The following is a 24,978-nucleotide window of genomic DNA, read 5'->3' on the forward strand; positions in this document are numbered from 1 at the left end:
CGGTGTCTCCGTTTTCTTGGTGAAATCCGTTGCCCGCGGCGCGCCCGGCAGGCGCGCCGCGGCCCTGCATGCGCCGATCAGACCAGCTTGACCAGCTGCTTGCCGAAATTCTTGCCCTTGAGCAGGCCGATAAAGGCTTCCGGCGCGCTGGCCAGGCCTTCGGCGATGCTTTCGCGGAACTTGAGCTTGCCCTGTGCGACAGCGGTGCCCAGTTCCTTCAGCGCCTGCGGCCAGACTTCCATGTGCTCGGAGACGATAAAGCCTTCGATGGTCAGGCGCGACACTAGGATCAGCTGCGGGTTCTTCAGCGGCAGCGGCTGGCCGTCATAGCCCGCGATCATGCCGCACATGGCGATGCGGCCGAAGGCGTTCATGCGCGTCAGCACGGCGTCCAGGATATCGCCGCCGACATTCTCGAAATAGCCGTCGATGCCGTCCGGGGTGGCTTCCTTGAGCATCGTGTAGAGCTCCTTGGGATCCTTGGCCGCCTTGTAGTCGATGCAGGCATCGAAGCCCAGCTCATTGACCACGTAGTCGCACTTGTCCTTGCCGCCGGCAAAGCCGACCGCGCGGCAGCCGGCCAGCTTGGCCAGCTGCCCGACCACGCTGCCCACCGCGCCGGAAGCCGCGCTGACCGCGATGGTCTTGCCCGGCTTGGGCAGGATGATCTTGTTCAGGCCGTACCAGGCGGTCACGCCCGGCATGCCGACCGAGCCTAGGTAGGCCGACAGCGGGATATGCGTGGTGTCGACTGGCTGCAGGCCGGTGCCGTCGCTGACGCCCATCTCCTGCCATCCGAACATGCCGACCACCTTGTCGCCCGGCTTGAACTTGCTGTTCTTGCTTTCCACCACTTCGCCCACGGTGCCGCCGATCATGACCTCATCGAGCGGCTGCGGCGCGGCATAGGACTTGCTGTCGTTCATGCGGCCGCGCATGTACGGGTCCAGCGACAGGTAATGGTTGCGCACCAGCACCTGGCCGTCGGCGATCTGCGGCACGGGCACTTCTTCCAGGCGGAAATTGGCCGGCGTCACCGCGCCTTCGGGACGCGAGGCCAGGACGATGCGCTTGAACGTTTTGGACATGATCGATTCCTTTCAGTAGGAATATGGAACGGCTTGAATACTGCGTCGGGAGGGACAGCCGCGCTGCCCCGTCTGCTGCATCGGTGCCGGCGCTCAGCCGTCGGCACCGGTATCGGTTTCACCCGGGCGCTGCGGCGGCATGCGCCGGATGTACTTGAAGGTGCCCGAGCCGCGCGCCACGGTCTTGCCGTCGGCATCGACGATCTCGCCTTCGCAGAACACCATGGTGGTGGTGCGGTGCACGGTGGTGCCGCGCGCGGTCAGCGCGCCGCGCCCCGGCGTCATGAAGCTGGTCTTCATCTCGATGGTGACCACGCCCCGGCCATCCGCGTCGCTGCTGCGGCCGGCCACCGCCATGGCCACGTCGAGCAGCGTCATGATCACGCCGCCGTGGGCCATGTCCCAGCTGTTCTGGTGGCGCTTCTCGATCGGCAGCGCGATCTCGCTGCGGCCGCCTTCGGCAAGGTTGCAGGTCACGCCGAGGTCGGCGAGGAAGGGAATGTGGGTCAGGGGGCCTTTGAACTGGTTCATGGCAATTGCGAGTCCGAGAATTAGGTGCCGGCGAGGCCGAGGCCTCGCGCCGGCCCCAAGTTTGAGGGCAATCCGGGATTCCGCCAAGCCGCGCCGTGCGTCATGTCCGGAATGCCCCTGGCCCGGCTCAGACCGCGCTGACGCCGCCGTCCACCGCCAAGATCTGGCCGGTGATGTGCTTGCCGGCGTCGCTGGCAAACAGCAGAGCCGCGCCCTTCAGGTCCTCGTCGTCGCCCAAGCGGTGCAGCGGCACGCCGGCGCACATCGCCTCTACGCCCATGCGCTCGAGCGAGCCCTTGGTCATCTTTGACGGGAAGAAGCCCGGCGCCAGCGCGTTGACGGTGATGTTGTGCTCGCCCCACTCGGCCGCCAGCGTGCGCGTGAAATTGACCACCGCACCCTTGGAGGTGTTGTAGGCAATGGTCTCCATGCTGCCCGGCGGGTTGCCGGCCAGGCCCGCGATCGACGCCACGTTGATGATGCGGCCATAGCGGCGCGGGATCATCGACAGCTTGCCGATGCGCTGGCTCAGCAGGAACAGGCCGCGGATGTTCAGGTTCATTACCTTGTCCCAGGCCTCGACCGGGTGGTCTTCGGCGGGTGCGCCCCAGGTGGCGCCGGCGTTGTTGACCAGGATGTCGACGTGGCCCAGTTTAGCGATGGCTTCGTCCGCCAGGCGCGCGATCTCCGACTCCTGCGAGCCGTCGGCGGCGATCCAGTCGGCCTCGATGCCGAGCGACTTCAGGTGCGCCTGCGCCGCCTGCAGCTCATCGGCCTTGCGTGCCGACAGCACCACGCGCGCGCCCTGCTCGCCGAGCGCCTCGGCAATCTGCAGGCCAAGCCCGCGCGAGCCGCCGGTGATCAGCGCGGTCTTGCCCTTCAGGTCAAATAGTTGCTGGATGGTACGCATATTGTCTTCCTTCGTTCTGTAGTGTTCGGGGATGGGCGAGCGCCGCTCAGAACCACGCGTCCTGCATGTCGAGCGTGGTGCGGTCGAGCGATTCAAGCAGCGCCAGTTGCGGGCCGACCTTGGGCAGCTCCCAGCGGAAGAAGTAAGCCGCCGCGGCCAGCTTCCCGCGGTAGAAGTCCTCGTCTTCCTTGCCGTTCGCGCGCGGCAGCGCGGCTTGCGCCAGCAGTGCCTGCTCCAGCCAGATCCACGCCACCACCACGTGCCCGAAGGCCTCCAGGTAGACCGAGGCATTGGCCAGCGTCACGTTGTGGTCGCCCGCGCTCCACAACGCCTGCGTGACCTCGGCCAGGCGTCTGGTGGCGGCGCCGAGGGCGCCTGCCTGCTGCGACAGCTCGGCATCGCCGGCGGCCAGCGCGCCGCCGATGGTGTCCTGCACGCGCTCTCCCAGCAGCTTGAAGGCCGCGCCATCCTTCATCACCACCTTGCGGCCCAGCAGGTCCAGGCCCTGGATGCCGTGCGTGCCTTCGTGGATCGGGTTCAGGCGGTTGTCGCGGTAAAACTGCTCGACGTTGTACTCGCGTGTGTAGCCATAGCCGCCATGCACCTGGATCGCCAGGTTGTTGGCCTCCAGGCACCATTGCGACGGCCAGCTCTTGGCGATCGGGGTCAGGATGTCGAGCAGCAGCGCCAGGCGCGCATGCGCGGCCTCGTCGCCGGCGGCCGCCGCGGCCTCTTCCTCGTCGACCAGGCGCGCGCAATACAGGTTCAGCGCCAGGCCGCCTTCGACATAGCTCTTCTGCGCCAGCAGCATGCGGCGGATATCGGCGTGCTCGACCAGCTTCACCTGCGGGCTGGCCGCATCCTTGCCGCCGGGGCCGACCGCGCGGCCTTGCGGGCGGTTGCGCGCGTAGTCCAGCGCGTGCAGGTAGCCGGTATAGCCCAGCATCACCGCGCCCAGGCCCACGCCGATGCGTGCCTCGTTCATCATGTGGAACATGCAGGCCAGGCCCTTGTGCGGCTCGCCCACCAGGTAGCCGATCGCGCCGGCCTTGCCGCCCGGCTGGTACTTCATGCCTTCGCCGAAGTTGAGCAGGCAGTTGGTGGTGCCGCGGTAGCCCATCTTGTGGTTCAGGCCGGCCAGCACCACGTCGTTGTGCTCGCCCAGCGAGCCGTCTTCGTTGACCAGGTACTTGGGCACGATGAAGAGCGAGATGCCCTTCACGCCCGGGATCAGCTTGCCGTCCGGGCCGGGGATCTTGGCCAGCACCAGGTGGACGATATTGTCCGACAGCTCGTGCTCGCCGGCCGAGATCCACATCTTATTGCCGCGCAGCCGGTACTGCGCGCCCAGCGGCGATTCGCCCTCGTACTCGGCGCGCGTGGTGATGTCCGACAGCGAAGAGCCCGCCTGCGGCTCGGACAGGCACATGGTGCCGAAGAAGCGCCCTTCCATCTCCGGCTTGACGAAGGTCTCGACCTGCGCGGGCGTGCCGTGCGTCAGCAGCAGGTTGGCGTTGCCGATGGTCAGGAAGGGGTACGAGCTGGTGCCGACGTTGGCACCCTTGAAGTAGGCGAAGCCGGCCTTCTCGACCACCACTGGCAGCTGCATGCCGCCCAGTTCATAGTCCTGGCCGGCGGCCATCAGCCCGGCCTCGCAGAAGGCTTTCAGCGCGGTGCTGACCTCGGGGATGATGCTGACGGTCTCGCCGTCGAAATGCGGCTCTTGCTGGTCGTTCTTCTTGTTGTGCGGCGCGAACAGGTCGGTGGCGATCTTTTCGCAGGTGTCCAGCGCGGCGTCGAAGGTCTCGCGCGAGTGATCGGCATAGCGCGGGATGCGCGTGAGCTCGTCGACCTTGAGCCATTCGTACAGCACGAAGTTCAGGTCGCGGCGGGAAAGGATCATCGACATGGTGTCTCCATGCGGCGCACTGCGTGGCGCGCCGTGAATTCTTGTTGCCTTCTAACCAACCGCCGGTTTGCTCCCCTCTCCCGCCTGCGGGAGAGGGGCTGGGGGAGAGGGCCGGCGTATGGCAAGCGCCGGAACGCTTCACTCCGTGGAGACTCCCGCCCTCTCCCCCGCCCCTCTCCCATAAATGGAAGAGGGGAGCAAACCGGCGTCGGGTGTAAAGCTGTGGTCAAAAAAAGGCGCATACGCGCCCTGCCTGGTCCCATGCAAAGCATGGGACCAGCGCCATGACCGTGCCCTGCTTCAGAGCACTTCGAACAATCCAGCCGCGCCCTGCCCACCGCCGATGCACATGGTCACCACCACGTACTTCACACCGCGGCGCTTGCCTTCGATCAGCGCATGGCCGACCAGGCGCGCGCCCGACACACCGTAGGGGTGGCCCACGGCGATGGCGCCGCCGTTGACGTTCAGGCGGTCCATCGGGATGCCCAGCGTATCGGCGCAATACAGCACCTGCACGGCGAAGGCTTCGTTCAGCTCCCACAAGCCGATGTCGTCGACCTTCAGGCCAGCCTTCTTCAGCAGCTTGGGCACGGCAAAGACCGGGCCGATGCCCATCTCGTCCGGCTCGCAGCCAGCCACGGCAAAGCCGCGGAACACGCCCAGCGGCTGCAGGCCGCGGGCCTCGGCCACGCGTGCGTTCATTACCACGGCAGCCGAAGCGCCGTCCGAGAACTGCGAGGCATTGCCGGCGGTGATCACGCCGCCCGGCACGGCGCTGCGGATCTTGGCCACGCCTTCCAGCGTGGTATCGGCGCGGATGCCTTCGTCGGCGGAGATGGTGACTTCCTTCGTCACCAGCTGGCCGGTCGATTTGTCGGCCACGCCCGCCAGCACCGTCATCGGCACGATCTCGTCCTTGAACTTGTCGGCTTCCTGCCCGGCGGCGGCGCGTTGCTGGCTGCGCACGCCGTACTCATCCTGGCGCTCCTTCGAGATGTTGTAGCGCTTGGCCACGTTCTCGGCGGTCTGCAGCATGTTCCAGTAGATTTCCGGCTTGTTCTTCAGCAGCCAGCTTTCCTGGACCATATGGCGGTTCATCTCCTGCTGCACGCACGAGATGCTCTCCACGCCGCCGGCGACGAAGATGTCGCCCTCATCGGCGATCACGCGCTGGGCGGCCATGGCAATGGTCTGCAGGCCGGACGAGCAGAAGCGGTTGACGGTGGCGCCGGGCACGGTGACCGGGCAGCCGGCGCGCAGTGCGATCTGGCGCGCGATGTTGGCGCCGGTGGCACCTTCCGGATTGGCGCAGCCCATCAGCACGTCTTCCACTTCGGCGGCCTCGATCTTGGCGCGGGCAATGGCGTGCTGGACGGCATGGCCGCCCAGCGTGGCGCCGTGGGTCATGTTGAAGGCGCCCTTCCAGCTCTTGGCCAGGGGGGTCCGCGCGGTGGATACGATGACTGCTTCGTTCATGTCTTGCTCCTCGGAATCTCTTGTGTCGTTCAGTTCGGTGGTTCGGTTCAGCCCTGGCCCTTGAGCAGTTCAGCGGACGTGACGCGCGCAACGCCGGCGGCGCCGAGGTCCTGCCATGCCCTGGCCAGCGACCCTTCCAGGTCGATGGCGCGGCAGGCATCCTCGATCACCGCGGCGGCAAAGCCCGCGGCGCGCGCATCGAGCGCGCTCCAGGCCACGCAGTAGTCCGTCGCCAGCCCGGCGCAGAACACGCGCTTGACGCCATGCTCGCGCAGGTAGCCGGCTAGCCCGGTGCGCGTGGCGCGGTCCGCCTCCAGGAAGGCGGAGTAGCTGTCCACATCGGCGTGATGGCCCTTGCGGATCACCAGCCGCGCATGCGGCACGTGCAGGCCCGCATGCAGCGCAGCGCCGGGCGTGTCCTGCACGCAATGCACCGGCCACAGCACCTGCTCGCCATACGGCAGCGTCAGCGTCTGGAACGGCTGCGTGCCCGCATGGTTGGCCGCGAACGAGACGTGGCTGACGGGATGCCAGTCCTGTGTCAGCACCACATGACCGAACGCACGCGCCAGCCGGTTGATGACGGGCACCACCTCATCGCCGTGGGGCACGGCAAGCGCGCCGCCCGGCATGAAGTCGTTCTGCACGTCGATCACCAGCAGGCAATCGTCCGGTCCGATAGTGGTGTTCATCTCAGCTCCAGGCTGAACCGTGTGGCTGTATTAACCGTTAAAGCCCTTGCCTTCGTCCGCCAGCTTCTGCAGCAGCGGCGCGACCTGCCAGGCTTCACCGTGGTAGCCCTTGGCATAGCGCTTCATCGACAGCGCCACGTTGTACAGGCCGACCTGGTCCGCGTACAGCATCGGGCCGCCGCGGAAGAGCGGGAAGCCGTAGCCGGTCAGGTACACCATGTCGATATCCGAGGCCTTGGAAGCAATGCCTTCTTCCAGGATCTTGGCGCCTTCGTTGACCAGCGCGAACACCAGGCGCTCGACGATCTCTTCGTCAGAAATCTTGCGGCGCGTGATACCCAGGTCCTTCGAATGCTGCACGATCATGTCGTTGACCTGCTCGTTCGGGTACGGCTTGCGGTCGCCCGCCTTGTAGTCGTACCAGCCCGCGCCGGTCTTCTGGCCGAAGCGGCCCATCTCGCACAGCAGGTCGGCGGTCTTCGAGTACTGGATGTCCGGCTTGTCCACCGCGCGGCGCTTGCGGATGGCCCAGCCGATGTCGTTGCCGGCCAGGTCGCCCATGCGGAACGGGCCCATGGCAAAGCCGAACTTCTCGATGGCCTTGTCCACCTGTTCCGGCAGCGCGCCTTCGTCCAGCAGGTAGCCTGCCTGGCGGCTGTACTGCTCGATCATGCGGTTGCCGATAAAGCCGTCGCACACGCCCGACACCACCGCGGTCTTCTTGATCTTCTTGCCGATCTGCATGACCGTGGCCAGCACGTCTTTGCCGGTCTTCTCGCCGCGCACCACTTCCAGCAGCTTCATCACGTTGGCCGGGCTGAAGAAGTGCATGCCGACCACGTCCTGCGGACGCTTGGTGAACGAGGCGATCTTGTTGACGTCCAGCGTGGAGGTGTTCGAGGCCAGGATCGCGCCTTGCTTGGCGACTTCATCCAGCTTCTTGAACACGGTCTCCTTGACGCCCATTTCCTCGAACACGGCCTCGATGATCAGGTCGGCGTCCTTGAGGTCGTCATAGGACAGCGTGGTGCTCAGCAGGCCCATGCGCTGCTCGACCTTCTCCTGCGTCAGCTTGCCCTTCTTGGCGCTGTTCTCGTAGTTCTTGCGGATCGTGGCCACGCCGCGGTCCAGCGCTTCCTGCTTGGTTTCCAGGATGGTGACCGGGATGCCCGCGTTCAGGAAGTTCATGCTGATGCCGCCACCCATGGTGCCGGCGCCGATCACGGCGACCTTCTCGATCTTGCGGGTCGGCGTGCCTTCGGGCACGTCGGGGATCTTGCTGGCGGCACGCTCGCCGAAGAAGGCGTGGCGCAGCGCGCGCGATTCCGGCGTGGTCACCAGGAACAAGAAGCCCTCGCGCTCTTCCTTGAGGCCTTGCTCGAACGGCTTGAGCGAGCCGGCCACCGCTTCCAGGCACTTCAGCGGCGCCGGGAAGTTCTTTGCCATCGCGGCCACCGTGTTGCGGGCAAAGCCCAGGTAGCCTTCGGGGTTCTCGTGGCGCACCTTCAGGTCGCGCACCTTGGGGTGCGGGCCGGCGGCGGCACCGACGTTCTGCGCGAACTTGACCGCCGCGGGCAGCACGTCACCGTCGACGATCTCGTCGAACAGCTTGGTGCCGGCGAACTTCTCGGACAGCACGGGGGTGCCCGACACAATCATGTTTGCCGCGGCCTCCAGGCCGATCACGCGCGGCAGGCGCTGCGTGCCGCCGGCGCCGGGCAGCAGGCCCAGCTTCACTTCCGGCAGCGCGATCTGCGCGCCCTTGGACGCCACGCGGTAGTTACAGCCCAGCGCCAGTTCCAGGCCGCCACCCATGGCGACCGAGTGCACGGCGGCCACCACCGGCTTGGAGGAGCCTTCCAGCACGCGGATCACCGAGTGCAGCGTCGGCTCCTGCATGGCCTTGGGCGTATTGAATTCACGGATGTCGGCGCCGCCCGAGAAAGCCTTGCCAGCGCCGGTGATGACGATGGCCTTGACGGCGGCATCGTCCAGCGCACGGGTCATGCCTTCGACGATGCCAAGCCGGGTGCTGTGACCCAGGCCGTTGACAGGGGGATTGTCGAGCGTGATGACGGCTACGCCGTCCTGAACCTGATACTGCGCTGTCATGCTGGTTCCTTTGGTGTCAAAAGTTGTCTCGGGATTCGAATTCTCGAATTCATTTTTTACTGCAAGGCGCGGCCAGCGGCGGCCGGCGACTGCTGCGGGAGGTGACTGTCATGGGCGGGTAAACCCTCCGCCCGACCTGCCGCTTTCCCGCGTCCCGCAACGCCTTCCGGCGCTTGGGCGAAACAAGCATACACAAAATAGCACGGTCGTTCAATTTCAATTTTCGGACTATTCCGGCGACATGCGCGGCGCGAATGCCGCCCCTGATCGCGATGCATGGAGGGGGCACCTAACCCAGCGCCAAATCGCCATGACGTGCCTTATAGAGCACTTTCAGAGTGCGGCTGAGTGCCGCCTCTAAATCAGTATCGGACTTTATTTGACCGACACGGACAAATCGCGCGGGCCGACACGGTAGACTCGCGGCTTTTCGTTTTTTGCCGTCCGGGTTCCACAAGATGCGGATCGGCGGAAGGTCCAGCGACCCTGATGTCTTCCCCCTCACATTCCCACGCTCACGAGCACCAGCACCCGGTAGTCGAGCACGACCACCTCAAGCGCAAGCTCAAGGCCCGCCACCTGACCATGATTGCCATCGGCGGCGCGGTCGGCACCGGGCTGTTCGTGGCCTCGGGCGCCTCGATCGCGCAGGCCGGCCCCGGCGGCGCGCTGCTGATGTACATGCTGCTCGGCCTGATGGTCTATTGCCTGATGACCAGCCTGGGCGAGCTGGCGGTGCATATGCCAGTGGCCGGCTCCTTTGTCACCTACAGCGCGCTCTATGTCGACGAAGGCTTCGGCTTCGCGCTGGGCTGGAACTACTGGTTCAGCCTGGCGGTGACCATCGCCGTGGAACTGACCGCGGCGCAGCTGGTGATGCAGTACTGGTTCCCCGAAATGCCCGGCGTGGTCTGGAGCGCCGCGTTCCTGCTGCTGATGTTCGGGCTCAATGCGTTCTCGGTGCGCGGCTTCGGCGAGGCCGAGTACTGGTTCGCGCTGATCAAGGTGGTGACCGTGATCGTGTTCCTGGGCGTGGGCCTGTTAATGATCTTCGGCATCATGAAAGGTGGCCCGCAGTCGGGCTGGCACAACTTCACCATGGGCGACGCGCCCTTTGTCGGCGGCATCCCGGCCATGATCGGCGTGGCGATGATCGCGGGCTTCTCCTTCCAGGGCACGGAAACGGTGGGCGTGGCCGCCGGCGAAGCGGAGAACCCGGCCAGGACCATCCCGCGCGCGATCCGGCAGACCTTCTGGCGCATCCTGCTGTTCTATGTGATCGCGATCCTGATCATCGGGGTGCTGATTCCCTATACCGATCCCAGCCTGCTGCGCAACGACGTCACCGACGTGGGCGTGAGCCCGTTCGCACTGGTGTTCCGCCACGCCGGCCTGGCCTTTGCCGCGGGGCTGATGAACGCGGTGGTGCTGACCGCGCTGCTCTCGGCCGGCACCTCCAGCATGTACGTGTCGACCCGGATCCTCTACGGCCTGGCCGTCAGCGGCCGCGCGCCGCGCGCGTTCGGCAAGCTGACCGTGAGCGGCGTGCCATTCAATGCGCTGCTGGCCACCACCGCCGTGGGCGCGCTGTGTTTCTTCAGTTCGCTGTTCGGGAACAAGGCGGCCTACCTGTGGCTGCTCAACACTTCGGCCATGACCGGCTTCTTTGCCTGGCTGGGCATTGCCATCAGCCATTACCGCTTCCGTCGCGGGCTGGTGCACCAGGGCTATGACGTAGGCATGCTGGCGTACCGCTCGCCGCTCTATCCCTTCGGCCCCATCTTTACCGTGATGCTGTGCGTGGTGATCGTGGCCGGGCAGAACTACCAGGCGTTTGCGGATATTCCGAACCGGTGGCCGGAGATCGTGGCGACCTATATCGGCGTGCCGGCGTTCCTGGCGCTGTGGTGGGGGTACCGGGCCGTGAAGAAGTCACGGCTGATTGATTACGACGATATGCCGTTTGACTTGCCGAAACCGCCGGTTCACTCCCCTCTCCCGCTTGCGGGAGAGGGGCAGGGGGTGAGGGCAGGCACTGGCATACCATCGGCATGACTTCGTAGGGGCGCCCCGCCCTCACCCCCCTCTCCCGCAAGCGGGAGAGGGAGCACACAGATTGCGCAGGCCGAGGTTGCCGAACTCCGGCCGCAGTACCCCTCAGAACCGGAAGTTCGCCGTCAGCATGCCAAAGCGCCCCGCCCCCAGCGCGCCGTAGTGGTTGTGCGCCTTGGTGTAGTACGTCTTGTCGAACAGGTTCTGGATATTGAGCTGAAGCGACAGGTTCTTGTTCACCTTGTAGGCGCCCATCAGGTCAAAGCGCCAGTACGACGGCACATACAGCGAGTTGGCCGGGTTGGCATAGACCTTGTCGACATAGTACGCACCCGCGCCCAAAGTCAGCGCCGGCAGCACCTGGTAGGTGGTCCACAGGCTGAAGCTGTTCTTCGGCGTATTGGGGAACTGGTTGCCGTTGTTGGCCGCGTTGACTGCCTGCGGACCGTTGTCGATCAGCTCGCTGTTCAGGTAGGTATAGCCGCCGAACACGCCCCACTTGTCGGTCAGGCTGCCGGCGAAGCCCAGTTCGAAGCCCTTCACGCGCTGCTTGCCGGCATTGATCGTGGTGTTGGCATCAACCGCGACCCGCGCGTTGTTCTTCTCGATCTGGAAGATCGCACCGGTCAGTGACAGACGGCGAGCCAGCAGGTCCCACTTGGTGCCAATTTCCACCGAACGTGAGGTTTCCGGCTCCAGGTTGCGCTGCGCCAGGGTAATGTTGTCCGCCCCGTCGCCATTGGTTGAGCCCGGCGGCGTCGACGAAGTACCGTACGACACATAGATGCTGCCGTACTCGACCGGCTTGTAGACCACGCCCGCCTGGTAGTTGAAGAAGTGCGACTTGTTGCGGACATCCAGCTGCGCCACGGCTGCGCCAGTGTTCGGGTTGCTGTACGCGTTGGCGAACGAGTGCGTGTCGTAGTTGTCGTAGCGGACGCCGCCGTTGACCAGCCACTGCTTGGTGATCTCCACCGTGTCGAACAGGTAGACCGACTGCGTGTTGGTGGTCGTGGTGGTGGTGACGGGCATCTTGGTGATGCTGCCGCGCCACGGGTCGTTCGGGTTCGGGTTGGCCAGCGGCGCGCAGTCGAAGCTGGCCACCAGCGACGCATTGCAGATCCCCGCGGCCGCCGCGGGATTGGCCGAGACCACGTTGTATGGGGTGTTACTGGTATCGTCGCGGCTGAACTCAAAGCCGAACAGCACGGTGTGCTTGAAGCTGCCGGTGTCGAACTTGGCGCTCAGGTCGGTCTGGTTGGTCAGCGTCTCGGTCGCCGAATCGCGGCTCTTGGTATTGCGCCAGACAAAGCCGCGCGGCACGTTGCCCTTGCTGTCGTCAGGGTTGGTGACGATGTAGTTGTTGCTGGCGCGGCCCCAGCGGCTGGTGTTGCTGAACACCAGGCCGTTGCGGAAGTCATGCTTGACCGTGGCCGTGGCGATATCGGACTGCGTCTTCTGGAAATCGCGGTCGGTCAGGCCGTAGAAATTGTTGCGGTCGACACTGGCCGGCTGCGACGGACTGGCCTTGCTCGACTGGCTGGCAGGACGGGAATACGGGATGCTGTAGTCCGGCATGCCGTTGCCCTGCAGGTGGTAGTACGACAGCGTGACCTGCGTGGGCGAATTCAGGCCAAAGGTCACGGACGGCGCGAAGCCCCAGGAGTTCTGGTCGACCTCGTTGCGGCCGGGCACGTTGGCGGTATACCCCAGCGCATTCAGGCGCACGGCAGTATTGTCGTTGAGCACGTAGTTGCCGTCAGCCGTGGCGCGGAAATAAGAGTCCGTGCCCACGCCCACCGAGCCCTGCGCGAAGTTCTCGCTGGTCGGCAGCTTCGACACGATGTTGATCATGCCGCCGGCCGAGCCCTTGCCGCCAAAGGCCGAGCTCGGGCCCTTGATGACTTCGATGCTTTCGATATTGAAGGTGTCGCGTGTCTGCGAAGCGGTGTCGCGCACGCCGTCGACATAGATGCTCGACATCGAGTCGAAGCCGCGGACAAACGGACGGTCGCCGATCGGGTTGCCGCCTTCGCCGGCGCCGAAGGTGATGCCCGGCGTGGTGCGCAGCGCGTCCTGCAGCGAGTTGGAACCAGTCTGCTGTACCACCTGTGCCGGCACCACGGTGACGGACTTGGGGGTATCCAGCAGCGGCGCGGTGAACTTGGCCGACTGGGCCTCATCCACCTTGTAGCCGTCCTCCTTCGCCCCAGTCACCGTCACGCTCTGCAGCGTCACGGGCTTGGTGCCGGCACCGGCCACGGCGGCAGGCTGGCTCTCCTGCGCCGCAGCGCCCTGCATGGCAAACACTGCCATGGCGCCGGCGAGCGCCCCGGCCAGCGGATTCAGCCGGAACGTGTCCTGTTGTTGTTTCACGATCTACCTTCCCTTTGTAGTTTTCTTGACTCGATCTATTCATGGTCATGAAGACAAGTTCAGGCAGCGCGAAAGCTTTGATTCATGTCGTCCATAACGGCGGGCGATTATAGATTGATATAAATCAAAACACAAACACGAATCATTCGCATTCAACTCTAAAAAGTGTCGAATACAATGCATGAAACGGCAGAAATGGCTGCATATATCAATTTTTGCGTGACAATATAGCCACTTTTTGATGGCGCACGGCAGCTAGTTGACTAGTCTACTTCGCGCTACCGGCGGGCATGGCGCGTGCGGGAGCGTCCGCCCGGCGTTGCTTTCCCGTCACCGCCAGGGCGCTGACAAGCTATTGATTCTTCTGATGTTTCAGCCCGGCTGAAGCTGTGCCGCAGGGCGCGGCTGGGCCTTGGCGCCGGGTCGATGCAGACCCGGCGCAAATCCATGGTAAGCGCCGGATCAGACCTCCAGCCACTCCTTTCTCACCTGCGAGTTGGCCTTCAGCTCCGCGGGCGTGCCTTCGAACACGATGTGCCCGTGTCCCATCACGTAGACGCGCTGGGAAATGTCCAGCGCGATCGCCAGCTTCTGCTCGATCAGCAGCACGGAAATACCCCGCTCCTTCAGCGTCTTCAGGTAGTCCCCGACCAAGGCCACGATCATCGGCGCCAGCCCTTCGGTCGGTTCGTCGATCAACACCAGGTCGGGGTCGCCCATCAGCGTGCGGCACAGCGTCAGCATCTGCTGCTCGCCGCCGGAGAGCACGCCGGCCGAGGTGTTCTCGCGCTCCTTCAGCCGCGGGAACATGTTGAACATGTCCTCGACGGTCCAGCGCGGCTTGGCCTGCCGTGGGTTGCGCTTCTCCCCCAGCAGCAAATTCTGCCGCACCGTCAGGGTCGGAAAGATGTCGCGGTTCTCCGGCACATAGCCAATCCCGAGGTGCGCGATTTCGAAGGTACGCCGCCCCAGGATCTCTTCGTCGCGAAACCGCACCGAGCCCTCGGCCTTGACCATGCCGAGGATGGCCTTGGCCATGGTCGAGCGCCCCACCCCGTTGCGGCCCAGCAGCGCGACGATCTCGCCTTCGTCGATATGCGCGTCCACGCCGTGGAGAATATGGCTCTTGCCGTAGTAGGCGTGCAGGCCCTGGACGTTCAGCATGCGCTTGCCCATCAGTGCGCTCCTTCGGTGGCTTCCTCGTCGAGGGTGGTGCCCAGGTAGGCTTCCTTGACCTTGCGGTTATTGCGGATGGCTTGCGGGGTATCCGTGGCGATCACTTCGCCGTAGACCAGCACGGAGATGCGGTCGGCCAGGCCGAACACCACGCTCATGTCGTGCTCCACCATCACCAGCGTCTTGCCGACGGTAACCTTGCGGATCAGTTCGACCGCGTGATCGGACTCGGAGCGGCTCATGCCCGCGGTGGGCTCGTCCAGCAGGATCACCTCGGCACCGCCGGCGATGGTGATGCCGATCTCCAGCGCACGCTGCTCGGCATAGGTCAGCAGGCCCGCCTGGCTGTCGCGGCGGTGCTGCATGCCAATCAGTTCCAGCACCTCCTCCGCGCGCTCGCGCGTGTCGCGCAGGCCCTTGAGCCGGTGCCAGAACGAATACTTGTAGCCGAGCGACCACAGCACCGCGCAGCGCAGGTTCTCGAACACCGACAGCCGATGGAAGATGTTGGTGATCTGGAAGCTGCGCGACAGCCCCATGCGGTTGATCACGAAGGGCTGCAGCCCGCCGATCTCCGCGCCGTTCAGGCGCACCGTGCCGCTGGTCGGCGCAAAGCGCCCCGAGATCAGGTTGAAGGTGGTCGACTTGCCCGCCCCGTTCGGCCCGATCAGCGCATGGCGCTCACCCTTCGGGATGCTCAGGTTCACGCCGCGGATGATCTCCGTCTGGCCGAACTTCTTGCGTACATCGGTCAGTTCCAGTGCCGCTGTCATGCCCTGCCTCCTGCGATTTCCATCTGTACCTTGTCCCACGCACCGCGCACCCGCGCCGCCGCCAGGCGCCACGCGAACAGGCCAGCCGCCCACAGCACCGCCGCCACCAGCCATGGCGTCCAGGTTGCGGCATCGAAGCCGACGCCAAACAGCGACATCGCGGTGCCGTTGGCGCTATCGACCTGAACCTTGTAGACCAGCTCGACCGTCAGGATCATGGCCAGCAGCAGCACCACGCCGGCGCCGCCGGCACGCGCGTAGGACGGCAGCATGGGGCCCAGCTTGCCCTTGCCCAGCAGCGGCATCTGCATCAGCAGCAGGCTGGCCAGCCCGCCCGGCACGAACATCACCATCAACACGAAGAACAGGCCCAGGTACAGCAGCCAGGCCTTGGTCAGGTCCGACAGCGCCACCGCGAACAGCACGAACACCACCGCGCCGATGATGGGCCCGAAGAACACGCCCGCGCCGCCGATGAACACCGCCAGCAGCACGCCGCCGGAGCGCACCGCGCTGACATTCTCGGCCGAGACGATCTCGAAGTTGATGGCGCCCAGGGCCCCCGCGATACCCGCGAAGAATGCCGACAGGATCAGCACCAGGTAGCGCACGCGCTGGGTGTTGTAGCCGATGAACTCGACCCGCTCGGGGTTGTCGCGCACGGCGTTGGCGATGCGACCCAGCGGCGTCTGCGTCCAGGCGTACATCGCCACCATCGACAGCAGGCACCACGCCGCGATCAGGTAGTACACCTGGCGCCCCGGCCCGAAGGTGATGCCCAGGAACGGGTCACCGACCACGCGGTTGGTGGAGATGCCGCCCTCGCCGCCGAAGAACTCCGGGAACATCAGCGAGCTGGCGAACACCATCTCGCCAATGCCCATGGTGATCATGGCAAAGGTGGTGCCGGATTTCTTGGTGGTGACGTAGCCGAAGATCACGCCGAAGAAGGCGCCCGCCAGGCCGCCCACCAGCGGCAGCATCGACACCGGCAGCCAGACCTTGCCCGCCCCGACCATATTCAGCACATGCACGGCGATAAACGCGCCCAGGCCGGAGTAGACCGCGTGGCCGAACGACAGCATGCCGGTCTGCCCGAGCAGCATGTTGTACGACAGCGCGAAAATGATCATGATGCCCATCTGCGACATCAGCGTGATGGCGAAGCCCCCGGTGAAGATCAGCGGCAGCACCAGCATGGCCAGCACGGTCAGGCTCCAGATGATCCAGCGCGCCAGATTCAGCGGGCTGTAGCGCAGGGTGCGGCCGGTCACCACCGGCTCGCGGGGTTGTTGCATCGCTTGCTCCATGGTGTCAGCTCTCCCGGGTTCCCATCAGTCCACGCGGGCGGAAGATCAGCATCACCACCAGCAACAGGTACGGCAGCACCGGCGCCACCTGGGCCACCGTGAGCTTCCACAAGGAATAGAACGGCGTGGCCTCGCTGACGGCCAGCCCCAGGCTGGTCATCAGGCCCGCCAGCGAGGCGTCGATGGTGACCGCGAAGGTCTGCAGCACGCCGATCAGGATCGACGCAATGAAGGCGCCCACCAGCGATCCCATGCCGCCCACCACCGCCACCACGAACACGATCGACCCGACTGCCGCGGCCATCGACGGCTCGGTGACAAAGGCATTGCCCCCGATCACCCCCGCCAGCCCGGCCAGCGCGGCGCCGCCGCCAAACACCATCATGAACACGCGCGGCACGTTGTGGCCCAGCGCCTCGACCATCTCCGGGTGCGTCAGCGCGGCCTGGATCACCAGCCCGATGCGGGTACGCGTCAGCACCAGGTAGATCGCCACCAGCATGCCCAGCGACACCAGCATCATGAAGGCGCGGTACTTGGGGAAGGACGAGGTGAACACCGTGAACAGCGGCCCGTCCAGCTCCGCGGGAATCCGGTATGGCACCGCCGCCAGGCCCCACACCAGCTTGACGCCCTCTTCCATCAGGTAGGCCAGGCCGAAGGTGAACAGCAGCTCGGCCACGTGGCCGTACTTGTGCACCGTGCGCAGGCCGAAGCGCTCCACCAGCGCGCCCGCGCCCGCCACCAGCAGCGGCGCGAAGATCAGCGCCGGCCAGAACCCGACCTTGCTGGCGATGGTGTAGGCAAAGTAGGCGCCCAGCATGTAGAAGCTGGCGTGGGCGAAATTAAGCACGCCCATCATGCTGAAGATCAGCGTAAGGCCCGATGACAGCATGAACAGCAGCAGCCCGTAGCTGATGCCATTCAGCAGTGAGATGACGAAGAATTCCACAGCGTGTCCTTCAAGCTGGCGCCGCCATGCGTGGGCATGCCGGCATCCGTCCGGTTGGATTGAGGGTGAGCGTCCCCCTCCGGGGGCGGATGCCCGCCCCGGACGCTCCCCGGTATCGACCGAAAAAGACCGAAAGTATGCAGGATCGGGCGGCCACTTTGTCAGCGTGGCCGGCCCGTCACGAACAGGATCAGCCCGGCCGCTTCATCTGGCAGGAAGTCGGCTGGGCCGACACGTACTGGTCCATCAGCGCGTTGGTCTTCCAGCCGTAGCCGGTGTTTTCCTGGTCGTACTTAATTTCCTTGCCATCCACCTTGGTCCAGGTGGCGACCACCAGCGACTGCTGCGCCTGGTGATCCGAGTTGCGCATCTCGACCGTGCCGTTCATGCTGTCGACCTTGATCCCCTCGAGCGCCTTGGCAACCTTGATCGGATCGGTCGAGCCGGTGTCCTTGAAGGCCTTGGCCAGCATGGCAATGCCGGTGTAGGAGGCCATCACGTAGAAGTCATCGTTGTACTTCTTCTTGAAGCCCTCGATGACATCCGCTCCCTTGAACCCCTTGTTGTTGGGGTTGTAGTAGCCGACATACTTGACGTGCTCGGCGCCGGTGGCGCCCATCGCCGTGGGCACGCCGGTGGTGCCGGCGTAGTAGGTGTAGTAATTGGTGGTCAGGCCGGCATCCTTGCCCGCCTTGATCAGCAGCGCCAGGTCGCTGCCCCAGTTGCCGGTGATCACGGTATCGGCGCCAGAGGCCTTGATCTTGGCCGCGTACGGGGCAAAGTCCTTGACCTGCGCCAGCGGGTGCAGGTCTTCACCGACGATCTGGATGTCCGGGCGCTTGCGCTTCAGGTAGTCCTTGGCCGCGCGCGCCACCTGGTGGCCGAACGAGTAGTTCTGGTTGATCAGGTAGACCTTCTTGACGTTCGGGTCCTTGGCCAGGAAGGTGGTCAGCGCCTCCATCTTCATGTCCGAGTTGGCGTCGAGCCGGAAATGCCAGTAGTTGCATTTGGCATTGGTCATGTCCGGGTCCACCGCGGCGTAGTTCAGGTAGACGATCTCCTTGCCGGGGTTGCGCTCGTTGTGCTTGGCCACCGCGTCCTGCAGCGCCAGCCCGACCGACGAGCCGTTGCCCTGCACGATATAGCGGATGTTCTGGTCGACCGCCTGCTTGAGGATGGTCAGGCTTTCCTGCGGCGACAGCTTGTTGTCGAAACCCACCACCTCAAACTTGTGCGCGCCGGCCCAGTTCTTCTGGTTGGCGATGTCGGCGACATACTGCCAGCTCTTGAGCTGGTTCTGCCCAACGGGAGCCATCAGCCCCGATAGCGGGTCAATGAAGGCGATCTTCACCGTATCCGCGAGTGCGGTACCTGAAACCAGCGCAGAACCCAGTGCGGCAAACACGGCCACACCGGCCACCAGCGGACGCATTTTGGTCATACCTGTCTCCTTCACTCTTGTCGTTGGCTTGTCGTCGTATTTGGCTGGCTGCGCGGCGTCCTCCATGCCACGCCCTGCAGCCGGCCCCGGACACGCCATGCCGCAAGCAGGCATGGCGCACCGGAAAGCGCGTGCCGGCGTCAGGCGGTCGGCAGCTTGTAGTCCTTGAACTGCTCGCGCAGCTTGAGCTTCTGCATCTTGCCGGTGGCGGTCAGCGGGATCTCGGTGACAAAGGCCACGTCGTCCGGGATCCACCACTTGGCGACCTTGCCCTCGAAGAACTGCAGCAATTCTTCGCGGGTGACTTCGGCGCCGGGCTTCTTCACCACAACCAGCAGCGGGCGTTCATCCCACTTGGGGTGGTAGGCTGAGATGCAGGCCGCCATATGCACCGCGGGGTGCGCAGCGGCGACGTTCTCGATATCAATCGACGAGATCCATTCGCCGCCGGACTTGATCACGTCCTTGCTGCGGTCGGTGATCTGCATGAAGCCATCGGCGTCGATGGTGGCGACGTCGCCAGTCGGGAACCAGCCGTCGGCCAGCGGATTGGCATCGTTGCGGAAGTAGCGGTCGATGATCCACGGCCCGCGCACCATCAGGTCGCCGAAGGCCTTGCCGTCCCACGGCAGCTCGTTGCCGTCGCCATCGACAATCTTCATGTCGACGCCGAAGATCACGCGGCCCTGCTTTTCCTGGATCTTGTGGCGGTCGGCGTCGGACAGGTCCTGGTGCTTGGCCAGCAGCTTGCACGACGTGCCCAGCGGCGACATCTCGGTCATGCCCCAAGCGTGGATCACTTCCACATCCAGCGCCTCGAGCGCGCGGATCATCGCCGGCGGCGCGGCCGAGCCGCCGATCACGGTGCGGCGGAAGGTGGAGAACTTGAGCTTGTTCGACTGCACGTGCTGGAGCAGGCCGAGCCACACCGTCGGCACGCCGGCGGAGAAGGTCACCTTCTCCTGCTCGAACAGTTCATAGATCGAGGCCCCGTCCAGCTTGGCACCCGGCAGCACCAGCTTGGCGCCGACCAGCGGCACCGAGTACGGCAGGCCCCAGGCATTGACGTGGAACATCGGCACCACGGGCAGGATCACGTCGCTGGCGGAGCAGCCCAGCGCGTCGGGCAGTGCCGACGCATACGAGTGCAGCACCGTCGAGCGGTGCGAATACAGCGCGCCCTTGGGATTGCCGGTGGTGCCCGACGTATAGCACAGGCTCGACGCCTGGTTCTCGTCGAACTGCGGCCATTCGTAGTTGCCGTCCTGCGCGTCGATCAGCTCCTCGTAGCACAGCAGCGGCACCTTGGATTCGGCCGGCATATGCGCGCGGTCGGTCATCGCCACCCACCCCTTGACGTTGGGGCAATGCGGCGCAACGCCTTCCACCAGTGGCAGGAAGGTCAGGTCGAAGAAGACATAGCCGTCTTCCGCGTGGTTGACGATATAGGCAATCTGCTCGGGGAACAGGCGCGGGTTGATGGTATGGCAGACGGCGCCCATGCCGGACACGCCGTAGTAGATCTCCAGGTGGCGGTAGCCGTTCCAGGCCAGCGTGCCGACGCGCTCGCCCTGCTTCACGCCCAGTGCGCCCAGCGCCTGCGCCAGCTTGCGGGCGCGCAGTTCGCAATCGCGGTACGTATAGCGATGCAGGTCGCCCTCCGTGCGCCGCGAGACGATCTCGGTGCTGCCGTAGTAACGCGCGGCGTGTTTGATGATGGAGGAAATGAGCAGCGGCGCGCTCATCATTTGACCCATCAATGCCATGAACCTGCCTCCTGAATGTCTTGTGTAATTCGCCTGAAAACGAACAACCGTACTATTTTTTGGCGGTCGTTTCCATGCACCAAATCGGCATCCGGCCGATCTCGTTGTGCACTGCCGTACTGTCGTTGCGTATTGCCGTCGGGGTTGCCGTCGGTATTGCCATCGAATTCGGGGCCGCAATTCTGCGAAAAGCCCATGCACCGGATTCATGTGCGCACTGAAGGAGGAAAATAACCGTGCGGTGCATGGCGGCATTCACTCGGTCGAGCGGTCGAGTGCCGTTGAGGACGTACAATACTGCGTGGCATGTTGCACCTCAACATGTCGTTTTCCCTAGCCACCATCGCATTTTCGTGCGCCCGGCATGCCGCGCTGCACCGCCTTTTACGCGGTTCGCCGCACATCGACGAACGCACGGAATTCGCACCGCCCCTTGCGCCCCGAGGCGCCCCTACGCGATGCCAGACACGCCCCAGTCACAAGCTCCGCAGCCCTCCGACACAGCCACGCCGGCCACGCTGTCCGTGCCCTTTCGCACCGCGCCCGGCTTCGCCGAACTCGGCATGCAGTTCTTTACGCGCCTGCGTCCCACGCCGCTGCCGTCACCCTACCTGGTGGGGGTGGCGCCGGCCGCGGCGGCGCTGCTCGGCTGGGACGCCAACATCGGCAGCCGCGAGGACTTTATCGAGACCTTTGTCGGCAACCAGGTGCCGGACTGGGCCGACCCGCTCGCCAGCGTATATTCCGGGCACCAGTTCGGGGTGTGGGCCGGCCAGCTCGGCGATGGCCGTGCCATCCGCCTGGCGCAGGCCGAGACCGCCACCGGCCCGTGGGAAATCCAGCTCAAGGGCGCGGGCCTGACGCCCTACTCGCGCATGGCCGATGGCCGCGCGGTGCTGCGCTCGTCGATCCGTGAGTACCTCTGCTCCGAAGCCATGGCCGCACTGGGCGTGCCGACCACTCGCGCACTGTCGATCATGGGCTCGGACGCGCCGGTGCGCCGCGAGACCATCGAGACCGCCGCGGTGGTGACCAGGCTGTCGCCGACCTTTATCCGCTTCGGGCACTTCGAACATTTCGCCGCGCACGACGACGTGGCCGCGCTGCGCAAGCTGGCGGATTTCGTCATCGACAACTTCATGCCCGCGTGCCGCGACGACACCCAGCCCTACCAGGCGCTGCTGCGGGAGGTCTCGCTGCGCACCGCCGACCTGATCGCGCACTGGCAGGCGGTGGGCTTCTGCCATGGCGTGATGAATACCGACAATATGTCGATCCTGGGCCTGACCATCGACTACGGCCCGTTCGGCTTCCTCGATGCATTCGACGCCAACCATATCTGCAACCACTCCGACACGCAGGGCCGCTACGCCTACAGCCAGCAGCCGCAGGTGGCGTTCTGGAACCTGCACTGCCTGGCCCAGGCGCTGCTGCCGCTGTGGCTGGCACCGGAGGATGCCGACAAGGAAGGCGCGCGCGACGCCGCCGTGGAAGCCGCGCGCGCGGCGCTGGACCCGTTCCGCGAGCGCTATGCCGCGGCGTTCTTCCGCCACTACCGCGCCAAGCTGGGCCTGCGCCCGCCTGCCGGCGGCGACGACAAGAGCGATGAGCCACTGCTGACCAGCCTGTTCCAGCTGTTGCACGGCCAGCGCGTGGACTACACGCTGTTCTGGCGCAAGCTGTGCGGCATTTCATCCACCGATGCCGCGCGCGACGCGCCGGTGCGCGACCTGTTCCTGGATCGTGCCGCCTTTGACACGTGGGTGGCCGACTATCGCGTGCGCCTGCGCGCCGAGCAGTCGCACGATGCCGCGCGCGAACTGGAAATGCTGGCGGTCAACCCCAAATACGTGCTGCGCAACCACCTGGCCGAAACCGCGATCCGGCACGCCGGCGAGAAGGACTTCACCGAAGTGGACCGGCTGCTGGCAGTGCTGTCGCGCCCCTTCGACGAACAGCCGGAGGCAGAACACTACGCGGCGCTGCCGCCGGACTGGGCGTCCGGCCTGGAGGTCAGTTGCTCGTCGTGACGCCATGTGATCCGCGCCCTGCACGCCGGCGCCAGCCGGTGTAAGGTTCGCGCAGTTCGCACGACCAATGCCTTAACTGAGGAACCCATCCGAGGAAGCCCTGCGAGGACAAACCATGACCACCACCAAGACCGACGCCGAGTGGCGTGAACAACTCTCCGACATCGAATACCGCGTGACCCGCGAGGCCGCCACCGAGCGCCCGTTCACCGGCCGCTACTGGGACCACTGGGACAACGGCATCTACCACTGCGTGGGCTGCGGCACGCCGCTGTTCGAATCCGCCACCAAGTTCGATGCCGGCTGCGGCTGGCCCAGCTATTTCCGCGCCATCAACGGCGAGGTGATTGCCGAGCACGTCGACCACAGCCACGGCATGACGCGGGTAGAGGTACGCTGCAAGGAATGCGGCAGCCATCTGGGCCATGTCTTCGAAGATGGCCCCGCCCCGACCGGTCTGCGCTATTGCATCAACTCGGCTGCGCTAAAATTCGATGATCGCGACCCGGCACAGCGTGCGGCGGATGATGCCCACGCCGCCGGCAGCGGCGACAAACCCCGGCGCGACCCGCAGCGCTGAACGCTCCGGCAAGCACGCCGGACACAACCTGGTACCGCATGAAATTCCTGTTCGACCTGTTCCCGGTCATCCTGTTTTTTGCCGCCTTCAAGCTGGCTGACATCTACACCGCCACCGCCGTGGCCATTGGCGCCACGGTGCTGCAGATCGGCTGGGTCTGGTTCCGCCACCGCAAGGTCGAGCCGATGCAGTGGGTCAGCCTGCTGATCATCGCGGTGTTCGGCGGCGCCACGCTGGTGCTGCACAACGAGACCTTCATCAAGTGGAAGCCGACCGTGCTCTACTGGATGTTCGCGGTGGCGCTGCTGGGCTCGGTGATCGGCTGGCGCAAGAACCTGATCCGCGCCATGATGGAAAAACAGGTGACCCTGCCCGACCCGGTGTGGGCGCGGCTGAACGCCGCCTGGGCCGGCTTCTTTGCCGCCATGGGCGTGCTGAACCTGTACGTGGCCTACCAGTTCTCGACCGAGACCTGGGTCAACTTCAAGCTGTTCGGCAGCATGGGGATGATGCTGGTGTTCATCGTCGCCCAGAGTGTCTGGCTGTCGCGCCACATGCCCGAGAACAGCCAGGACTGACGGCCCCGCCCCCGCACCCCCAAACCGAAGGAAACCATTGATGGCAGCCGATCCCGCCACTATCGAGGCGATGCTGCGCGAAGCGCTCGCCCCCAGCCACCTGGCCGTGCGCGACGACAGCGCGCTGCACGCCGGACATGCCGGCGCCGCATCCGGCGGCGGACATTACCACGTGACAATCGTCAGCGAGCGCTTTACGGGTCACAGCCGGGTTGCACGACACCGCATGGTGTATGATGCGCTGCGCGGTCTGTTCCCCGCGCAGATCCACGCACTTGCCGTGACTGCGTTCACCGACCAAGAGTACCAATCCCGCGCATCATCACACTATTCTTCCAGCAACTCTCAGACCTGATTCCATGAAGACCACCGTCCTCTCGTTCAGCCTGGCGGCTGTGCTTGCTGCCGGCAGCCTGCCGGCCATCGCCCAGAATGCCGCCGTCGTGAATGGCAAGGCCATTTCATCGGCAAAGCTGGACAAGTTGATCGCCGGCACCGGCCAGCCCGACAACCCGGAGCTGCGCTCGCGCGCACGCAACATGCTGATCGACCGCGAACTGCTCTCGCAGGAAGCCAACAAGCGCGGCCTGACCCAGCGCGACGACGTGCAGGAACAACTGGAACAGGCCCGCCTGAACGTGCTGGCCGGCGCAGTGTTCGAAGACTACGTGAAGACCCACGGCGCCAGCGACGCCGAGTTGCGCAAGCAGTACGACAAGATCAAGTCGCAGTTTGGCAACGGCAAGGAATACCACGCCCGCCATATCCTGGTGGAAAAGGAAGCCGACGCCAAGGCGATCATCACCAAGATCAAGGGCGGCGCCAAGTTTGAGGACATGGCCAAGGCCTCGTCCAAGGACCCGGGCTCCGCGGCCAACGGCGGCGACCTGGACTGGGCCAACAGCAGCAGCTACGTGCCTGAGTTCTCGGCAGCCATGACCGGCCTGAAGAAGGGCCAGCTGACCGATACGCCGGTCAAGACCCAGTTCGGCTGGCATATCATCGAACTGGTCGACGTGCGCGACGCCAAGATCCCGTCGTTCGAAGAGGTCAAGCCGCAGTTGACGCAGATGCTGATGGGGGACCAGAACTGGCAGCGCGAGCAGTTCCAGGCCATGATGAAGTCACTCAAGGACAAGGCCAAGATCCAGTAAGGCACGGTCCGGTCGCCCCCCGCCGGTCCTGCAAGATTCAAGGATGCAGCGCGTGGAGTCGACTGGCCG

20 protein-coding genes are annotated in these 24,978 nt (G+C 65.1%); 6 read left to right on the forward strand and 14 right to left on the reverse strand.

Annotated features, from left to right (window positions below; genetic code table 11):
* Positions 1 to 77 precede the first annotated feature (77 nt).
* From AC1Q7H_RS17405 to AC1Q7H_RS17435, 7 genes are all read right to left on the reverse strand, one after another.
* Complete coding sequence (locus AC1Q7H_RS17405; protein WP_013956541.1) at positions 78 to 1,088, reverse strand: NADP-dependent oxidoreductase; 1,011 nt, start codon at positions 1,086 to 1,088, stop codon at positions 78 to 80.
* Between the two features lie 93 nt (positions 1,089 to 1,181).
* Positions 1,182 to 1,619, reverse strand: coding sequence for a PaaI family thioesterase (locus tag AC1Q7H_RS17410; RefSeq protein ID WP_013956540.1), 438 nt, complete (start codon positions 1,617 to 1,619; stop codon positions 1,182 to 1,184).
* 127 nt (positions 1,620 to 1,746) lie between these two features.
* Positions 1,747 to 2,529: an SDR family oxidoreductase gene (locus tag AC1Q7H_RS17415; RefSeq protein WP_013956539.1), complete on the reverse strand. Its 783-nt coding sequence runs from the start codon at positions 2,527 to 2,529 to the stop codon at positions 1,747 to 1,749.
* Positions 2,530 to 2,575: 46 nt separating this feature from the next.
* Positions 2,576 to 4,438 (reverse strand): acyl-CoA dehydrogenase, encoded by a 1,863-nt coding sequence (locus AC1Q7H_RS17420; protein ID WP_013956538.1) that lies wholly within the window; start codon positions 4,436 to 4,438, stop codon positions 2,576 to 2,578.
* 300 nt (positions 4,439 to 4,738) lie between these two features.
* On the reverse strand, positions 4,739 to 5,917 hold the full coding sequence (locus AC1Q7H_RS17425; protein WP_013956537.1) for an acetyl-CoA C-acyltransferase: 1,179 nt from the start codon (positions 5,915 to 5,917) through the stop codon (positions 4,739 to 4,741).
* A 47-nt stretch (positions 5,918 to 5,964) separates the two neighbouring features.
* On the reverse strand, positions 5,965 to 6,609 hold the full coding sequence (gene pncA / locus AC1Q7H_RS17430; RefSeq protein WP_013956536.1) for a bifunctional nicotinamidase/pyrazinamidase: 645 nt from the start codon (positions 6,607 to 6,609) through the stop codon (positions 5,965 to 5,967).
* Positions 6,610 to 6,639: 30 nt separating this feature from the next.
* Complete coding sequence (locus tag AC1Q7H_RS17435) at positions 6,640 to 8,721, reverse strand: 3-hydroxyacyl-CoA dehydrogenase NAD-binding domain-containing protein (protein ID WP_492381499.1); 2,082 nt, start codon at positions 8,719 to 8,721, stop codon at positions 6,640 to 6,642.
* A gap of 489 nt (positions 8,722 to 9,210) precedes the next feature.
* On the opposite strand from AC1Q7H_RS17435, the gene AC1Q7H_RS17440 reads away from it, so the two are divergent.
* Entirely contained in the window at positions 9,211 to 10,776 is a 1,566-nt protein-coding gene (locus tag AC1Q7H_RS17440) for an amino acid permease (protein ID WP_492381500.1), read from the forward strand.
* Between the two features lie 102 nt (positions 10,777 to 10,878).
* On the opposite strand, the gene AC1Q7H_RS17445 is transcribed toward AC1Q7H_RS17440, so the two are convergent.
* The 7 genes from AC1Q7H_RS17445 to AC1Q7H_RS17475 all read right to left on the reverse strand — a co-directional run bounded on the left by AC1Q7H_RS17445 (position 10,879) and on the right by AC1Q7H_RS17475 (position 20,567).
* Positions 10,879 to 13,149, reverse strand: a complete 2,271-nt coding sequence (locus AC1Q7H_RS17445) for a TonB-dependent receptor (RefSeq protein WP_492381501.1) — start codon at positions 13,147 to 13,149, stop codon at positions 10,879 to 10,881.
* A gap of 462 nt (positions 13,150 to 13,611) precedes the next feature.
* Positions 13,612 to 14,325 (reverse strand): ABC transporter ATP-binding protein, encoded by a 714-nt coding sequence (locus tag AC1Q7H_RS17450; RefSeq protein ID WP_013956532.1) that lies wholly within the window; start codon positions 14,323 to 14,325, stop codon positions 13,612 to 13,614.
* Entirely contained in the window at positions 14,325 to 15,098 is a 774-nt protein-coding gene (locus AC1Q7H_RS17455) for an ABC transporter ATP-binding protein (RefSeq protein WP_013956531.1), read from the reverse strand. The genes AC1Q7H_RS17450 and AC1Q7H_RS17455 overlap by 1 nt, the downstream gene beginning before the upstream one ends.
* A complete protein-coding gene (locus AC1Q7H_RS17460) occupies positions 15,095 to 16,408 on the reverse strand; it encodes a branched-chain amino acid ABC transporter permease (protein ID WP_013956530.1) in 1,314 nt (437 codons plus the stop codon). Before AC1Q7H_RS17460 ends, AC1Q7H_RS17455 begins: the two co-directional genes overlap by 4 nt.
* Positions 16,409 to 16,412: 4 nt before the next feature.
* Positions 16,413 to 17,360, reverse strand: coding sequence for a branched-chain amino acid ABC transporter permease (locus tag AC1Q7H_RS17465; RefSeq protein ID WP_010810051.1), 948 nt, complete (start codon positions 17,358 to 17,360; stop codon positions 16,413 to 16,415).
* Positions 17,361 to 17,550: 190 nt separating this feature from the next.
* Complete coding sequence (locus AC1Q7H_RS17470) at positions 17,551 to 18,801, reverse strand: branched-chain amino acid ABC transporter substrate-binding protein (protein ID WP_013956529.1); 1,251 nt, start codon at positions 18,799 to 18,801, stop codon at positions 17,551 to 17,553.
* A gap of 140 nt (positions 18,802 to 18,941) precedes the next feature.
* Positions 18,942 to 20,567, reverse strand: coding sequence for a 3-(methylthio)propionyl-CoA ligase (locus AC1Q7H_RS17475; protein WP_013956528.1), 1,626 nt, complete (start codon positions 20,565 to 20,567; stop codon positions 18,942 to 18,944).
* Between the two features lie 458 nt (positions 20,568 to 21,025).
* Here AC1Q7H_RS17475 and AC1Q7H_RS17480 point away from each other — a divergent pair, with 458 nt between their 5' ends.
* From AC1Q7H_RS17480 to AC1Q7H_RS17500, 5 genes are all read left to right on the forward strand, one after another.
* The gene (locus AC1Q7H_RS17480) at positions 21,026 to 22,597 is read left to right on the forward strand and encodes a protein adenylyltransferase SelO (protein ID WP_153954831.1); all 1,572 of its coding nucleotides are present in this window, start codon (positions 21,026 to 21,028) and stop codon (positions 22,595 to 22,597) included.
* Between the two features lie 115 nt (positions 22,598 to 22,712).
* Positions 22,713 to 23,177 (forward strand): peptide-methionine (R)-S-oxide reductase MsrB, encoded by a 465-nt coding sequence (msrB, locus tag AC1Q7H_RS17485; RefSeq protein WP_013956525.1) that lies wholly within the window; start codon positions 22,713 to 22,715, stop codon positions 23,175 to 23,177.
* A 38-nt stretch (positions 23,178 to 23,215) separates the two neighbouring features.
* Positions 23,216 to 23,755: a septation protein A gene (locus AC1Q7H_RS17490; protein ID WP_013956524.1), complete on the forward strand. Its 540-nt coding sequence runs from the start codon at positions 23,216 to 23,218 to the stop codon at positions 23,753 to 23,755.
* 40 nt (positions 23,756 to 23,795) lie between these two features.
* On the forward strand, positions 23,796 to 24,110 hold the full coding sequence (locus AC1Q7H_RS17495; RefSeq protein WP_013956523.1) for a BolA family protein: 315 nt from the start codon (positions 23,796 to 23,798) through the stop codon (positions 24,108 to 24,110).
* Positions 24,111 to 24,114: 4 nt separating this feature from the next.
* The gene (locus AC1Q7H_RS17500) at positions 24,115 to 24,909 is read left to right on the forward strand and encodes a peptidylprolyl isomerase (RefSeq protein ID WP_013956522.1); all 795 of its coding nucleotides are present in this window, start codon (positions 24,115 to 24,117) and stop codon (positions 24,907 to 24,909) included.
* Positions 24,910 to 24,978 lie beyond the last annotated feature (69 nt).

The organism is Cupriavidus sp. GW823-FHT06D04 (genome assembly GCF_058795055.1).

Bases quoted from the DNA above. Each gene is read 5' to 3' on its own strand.
- AC1Q7H_RS17480 (WP_153954831.1), top strand. From the start codon at position 21,026: ATGCCAGACACGCCCCAGTCACAAGCTCCGCAGCCCTCCGACACAGCC.
- msrB (WP_013956525.1), top strand. From the start codon at position 22,713: ATGACCACCACCAAGACCGACGCCGAGTGGCGTGAACAACTCTCCGAC.
- AC1Q7H_RS17415 (WP_013956539.1), bottom strand. From the start codon at position 2,529: ATGCGTACCATCCAGCAACTATTTGACCTGAAGGGCAAGACCGCGCTG.
- AC1Q7H_RS17500 (WP_013956522.1), top strand. From the start codon at position 24,115: ATGAAGACCACCGTCCTCTCGTTCAGCCTGGCGGCTGTGCTTGCTGCC.
- AC1Q7H_RS17410 (WP_013956540.1), bottom strand. From the start codon at position 1,619: ATGAACCAGTTCAAAGGCCCCCTGACCCACATTCCCTTCCTCGCCGAC.
- AC1Q7H_RS17405 (WP_013956541.1), bottom strand. From the start codon at position 1,088: ATGTCCAAAACGTTCAAGCGCATCGTCCTGGCCTCGCGTCCCGAAGGC.
- AC1Q7H_RS17455 (WP_013956531.1), bottom strand. From the start codon at position 15,098: ATGACAGCGGCACTGGAACTGACCGATGTACGCAAGAAGTTCGGCCAG.
- AC1Q7H_RS17435 (WP_492381499.1), bottom strand. From the start codon at position 8,721: ATGACAGCGCAGTATCAGGTTCAGGACGGCGTAGCCGTCATCACGCTC.
- AC1Q7H_RS17425 (WP_013956537.1), bottom strand. From the start codon at position 5,917: ATGAACGAAGCAGTCATCGTATCCACCGCGCGGACCCCCCTGGCCAAG.
- pncA (WP_013956536.1), bottom strand. From the start codon at position 6,609: ATGAACACCACTATCGGACCGGACGATTGCCTGCTGGTGATCGACGTG.
- AC1Q7H_RS17490 (WP_013956524.1), top strand. From the start codon at position 23,216: ATGAAATTCCTGTTCGACCTGTTCCCGGTCATCCTGTTTTTTGCCGCC.
- AC1Q7H_RS17420 (WP_013956538.1), bottom strand. From the start codon at position 4,438: ATGTCGATGATCCTTTCCCGCCGCGACCTGAACTTCGTGCTGTACGAA.
- AC1Q7H_RS17475 (WP_013956528.1), bottom strand. From the start codon at position 20,567: ATGGCATTGATGGGTCAAATGATGAGCGCGCCGCTGCTCATTTCCTCC.
- AC1Q7H_RS17450 (WP_013956532.1), bottom strand. From the start codon at position 14,325: ATGGGCAAGCGCATGCTGAACGTCCAGGGCCTGCACGCCTACTACGGC.
- AC1Q7H_RS17460 (WP_013956530.1), bottom strand. From the start codon at position 16,408: ATGGAGCAAGCGATGCAACAACCCCGCGAGCCGGTGGTGACCGGCCGC.
- AC1Q7H_RS17470 (WP_013956529.1), bottom strand. From the start codon at position 18,801: ATGACCAAAATGCGTCCGCTGGTGGCCGGTGTGGCCGTGTTTGCCGCA.
- AC1Q7H_RS17440 (WP_492381500.1), top strand. From the start codon at position 9,211: ATGTCTTCCCCCTCACATTCCCACGCTCACGAGCACCAGCACCCGGTA.
- AC1Q7H_RS17495 (WP_013956523.1), top strand. From the start codon at position 23,796: ATGGCAGCCGATCCCGCCACTATCGAGGCGATGCTGCGCGAAGCGCTC.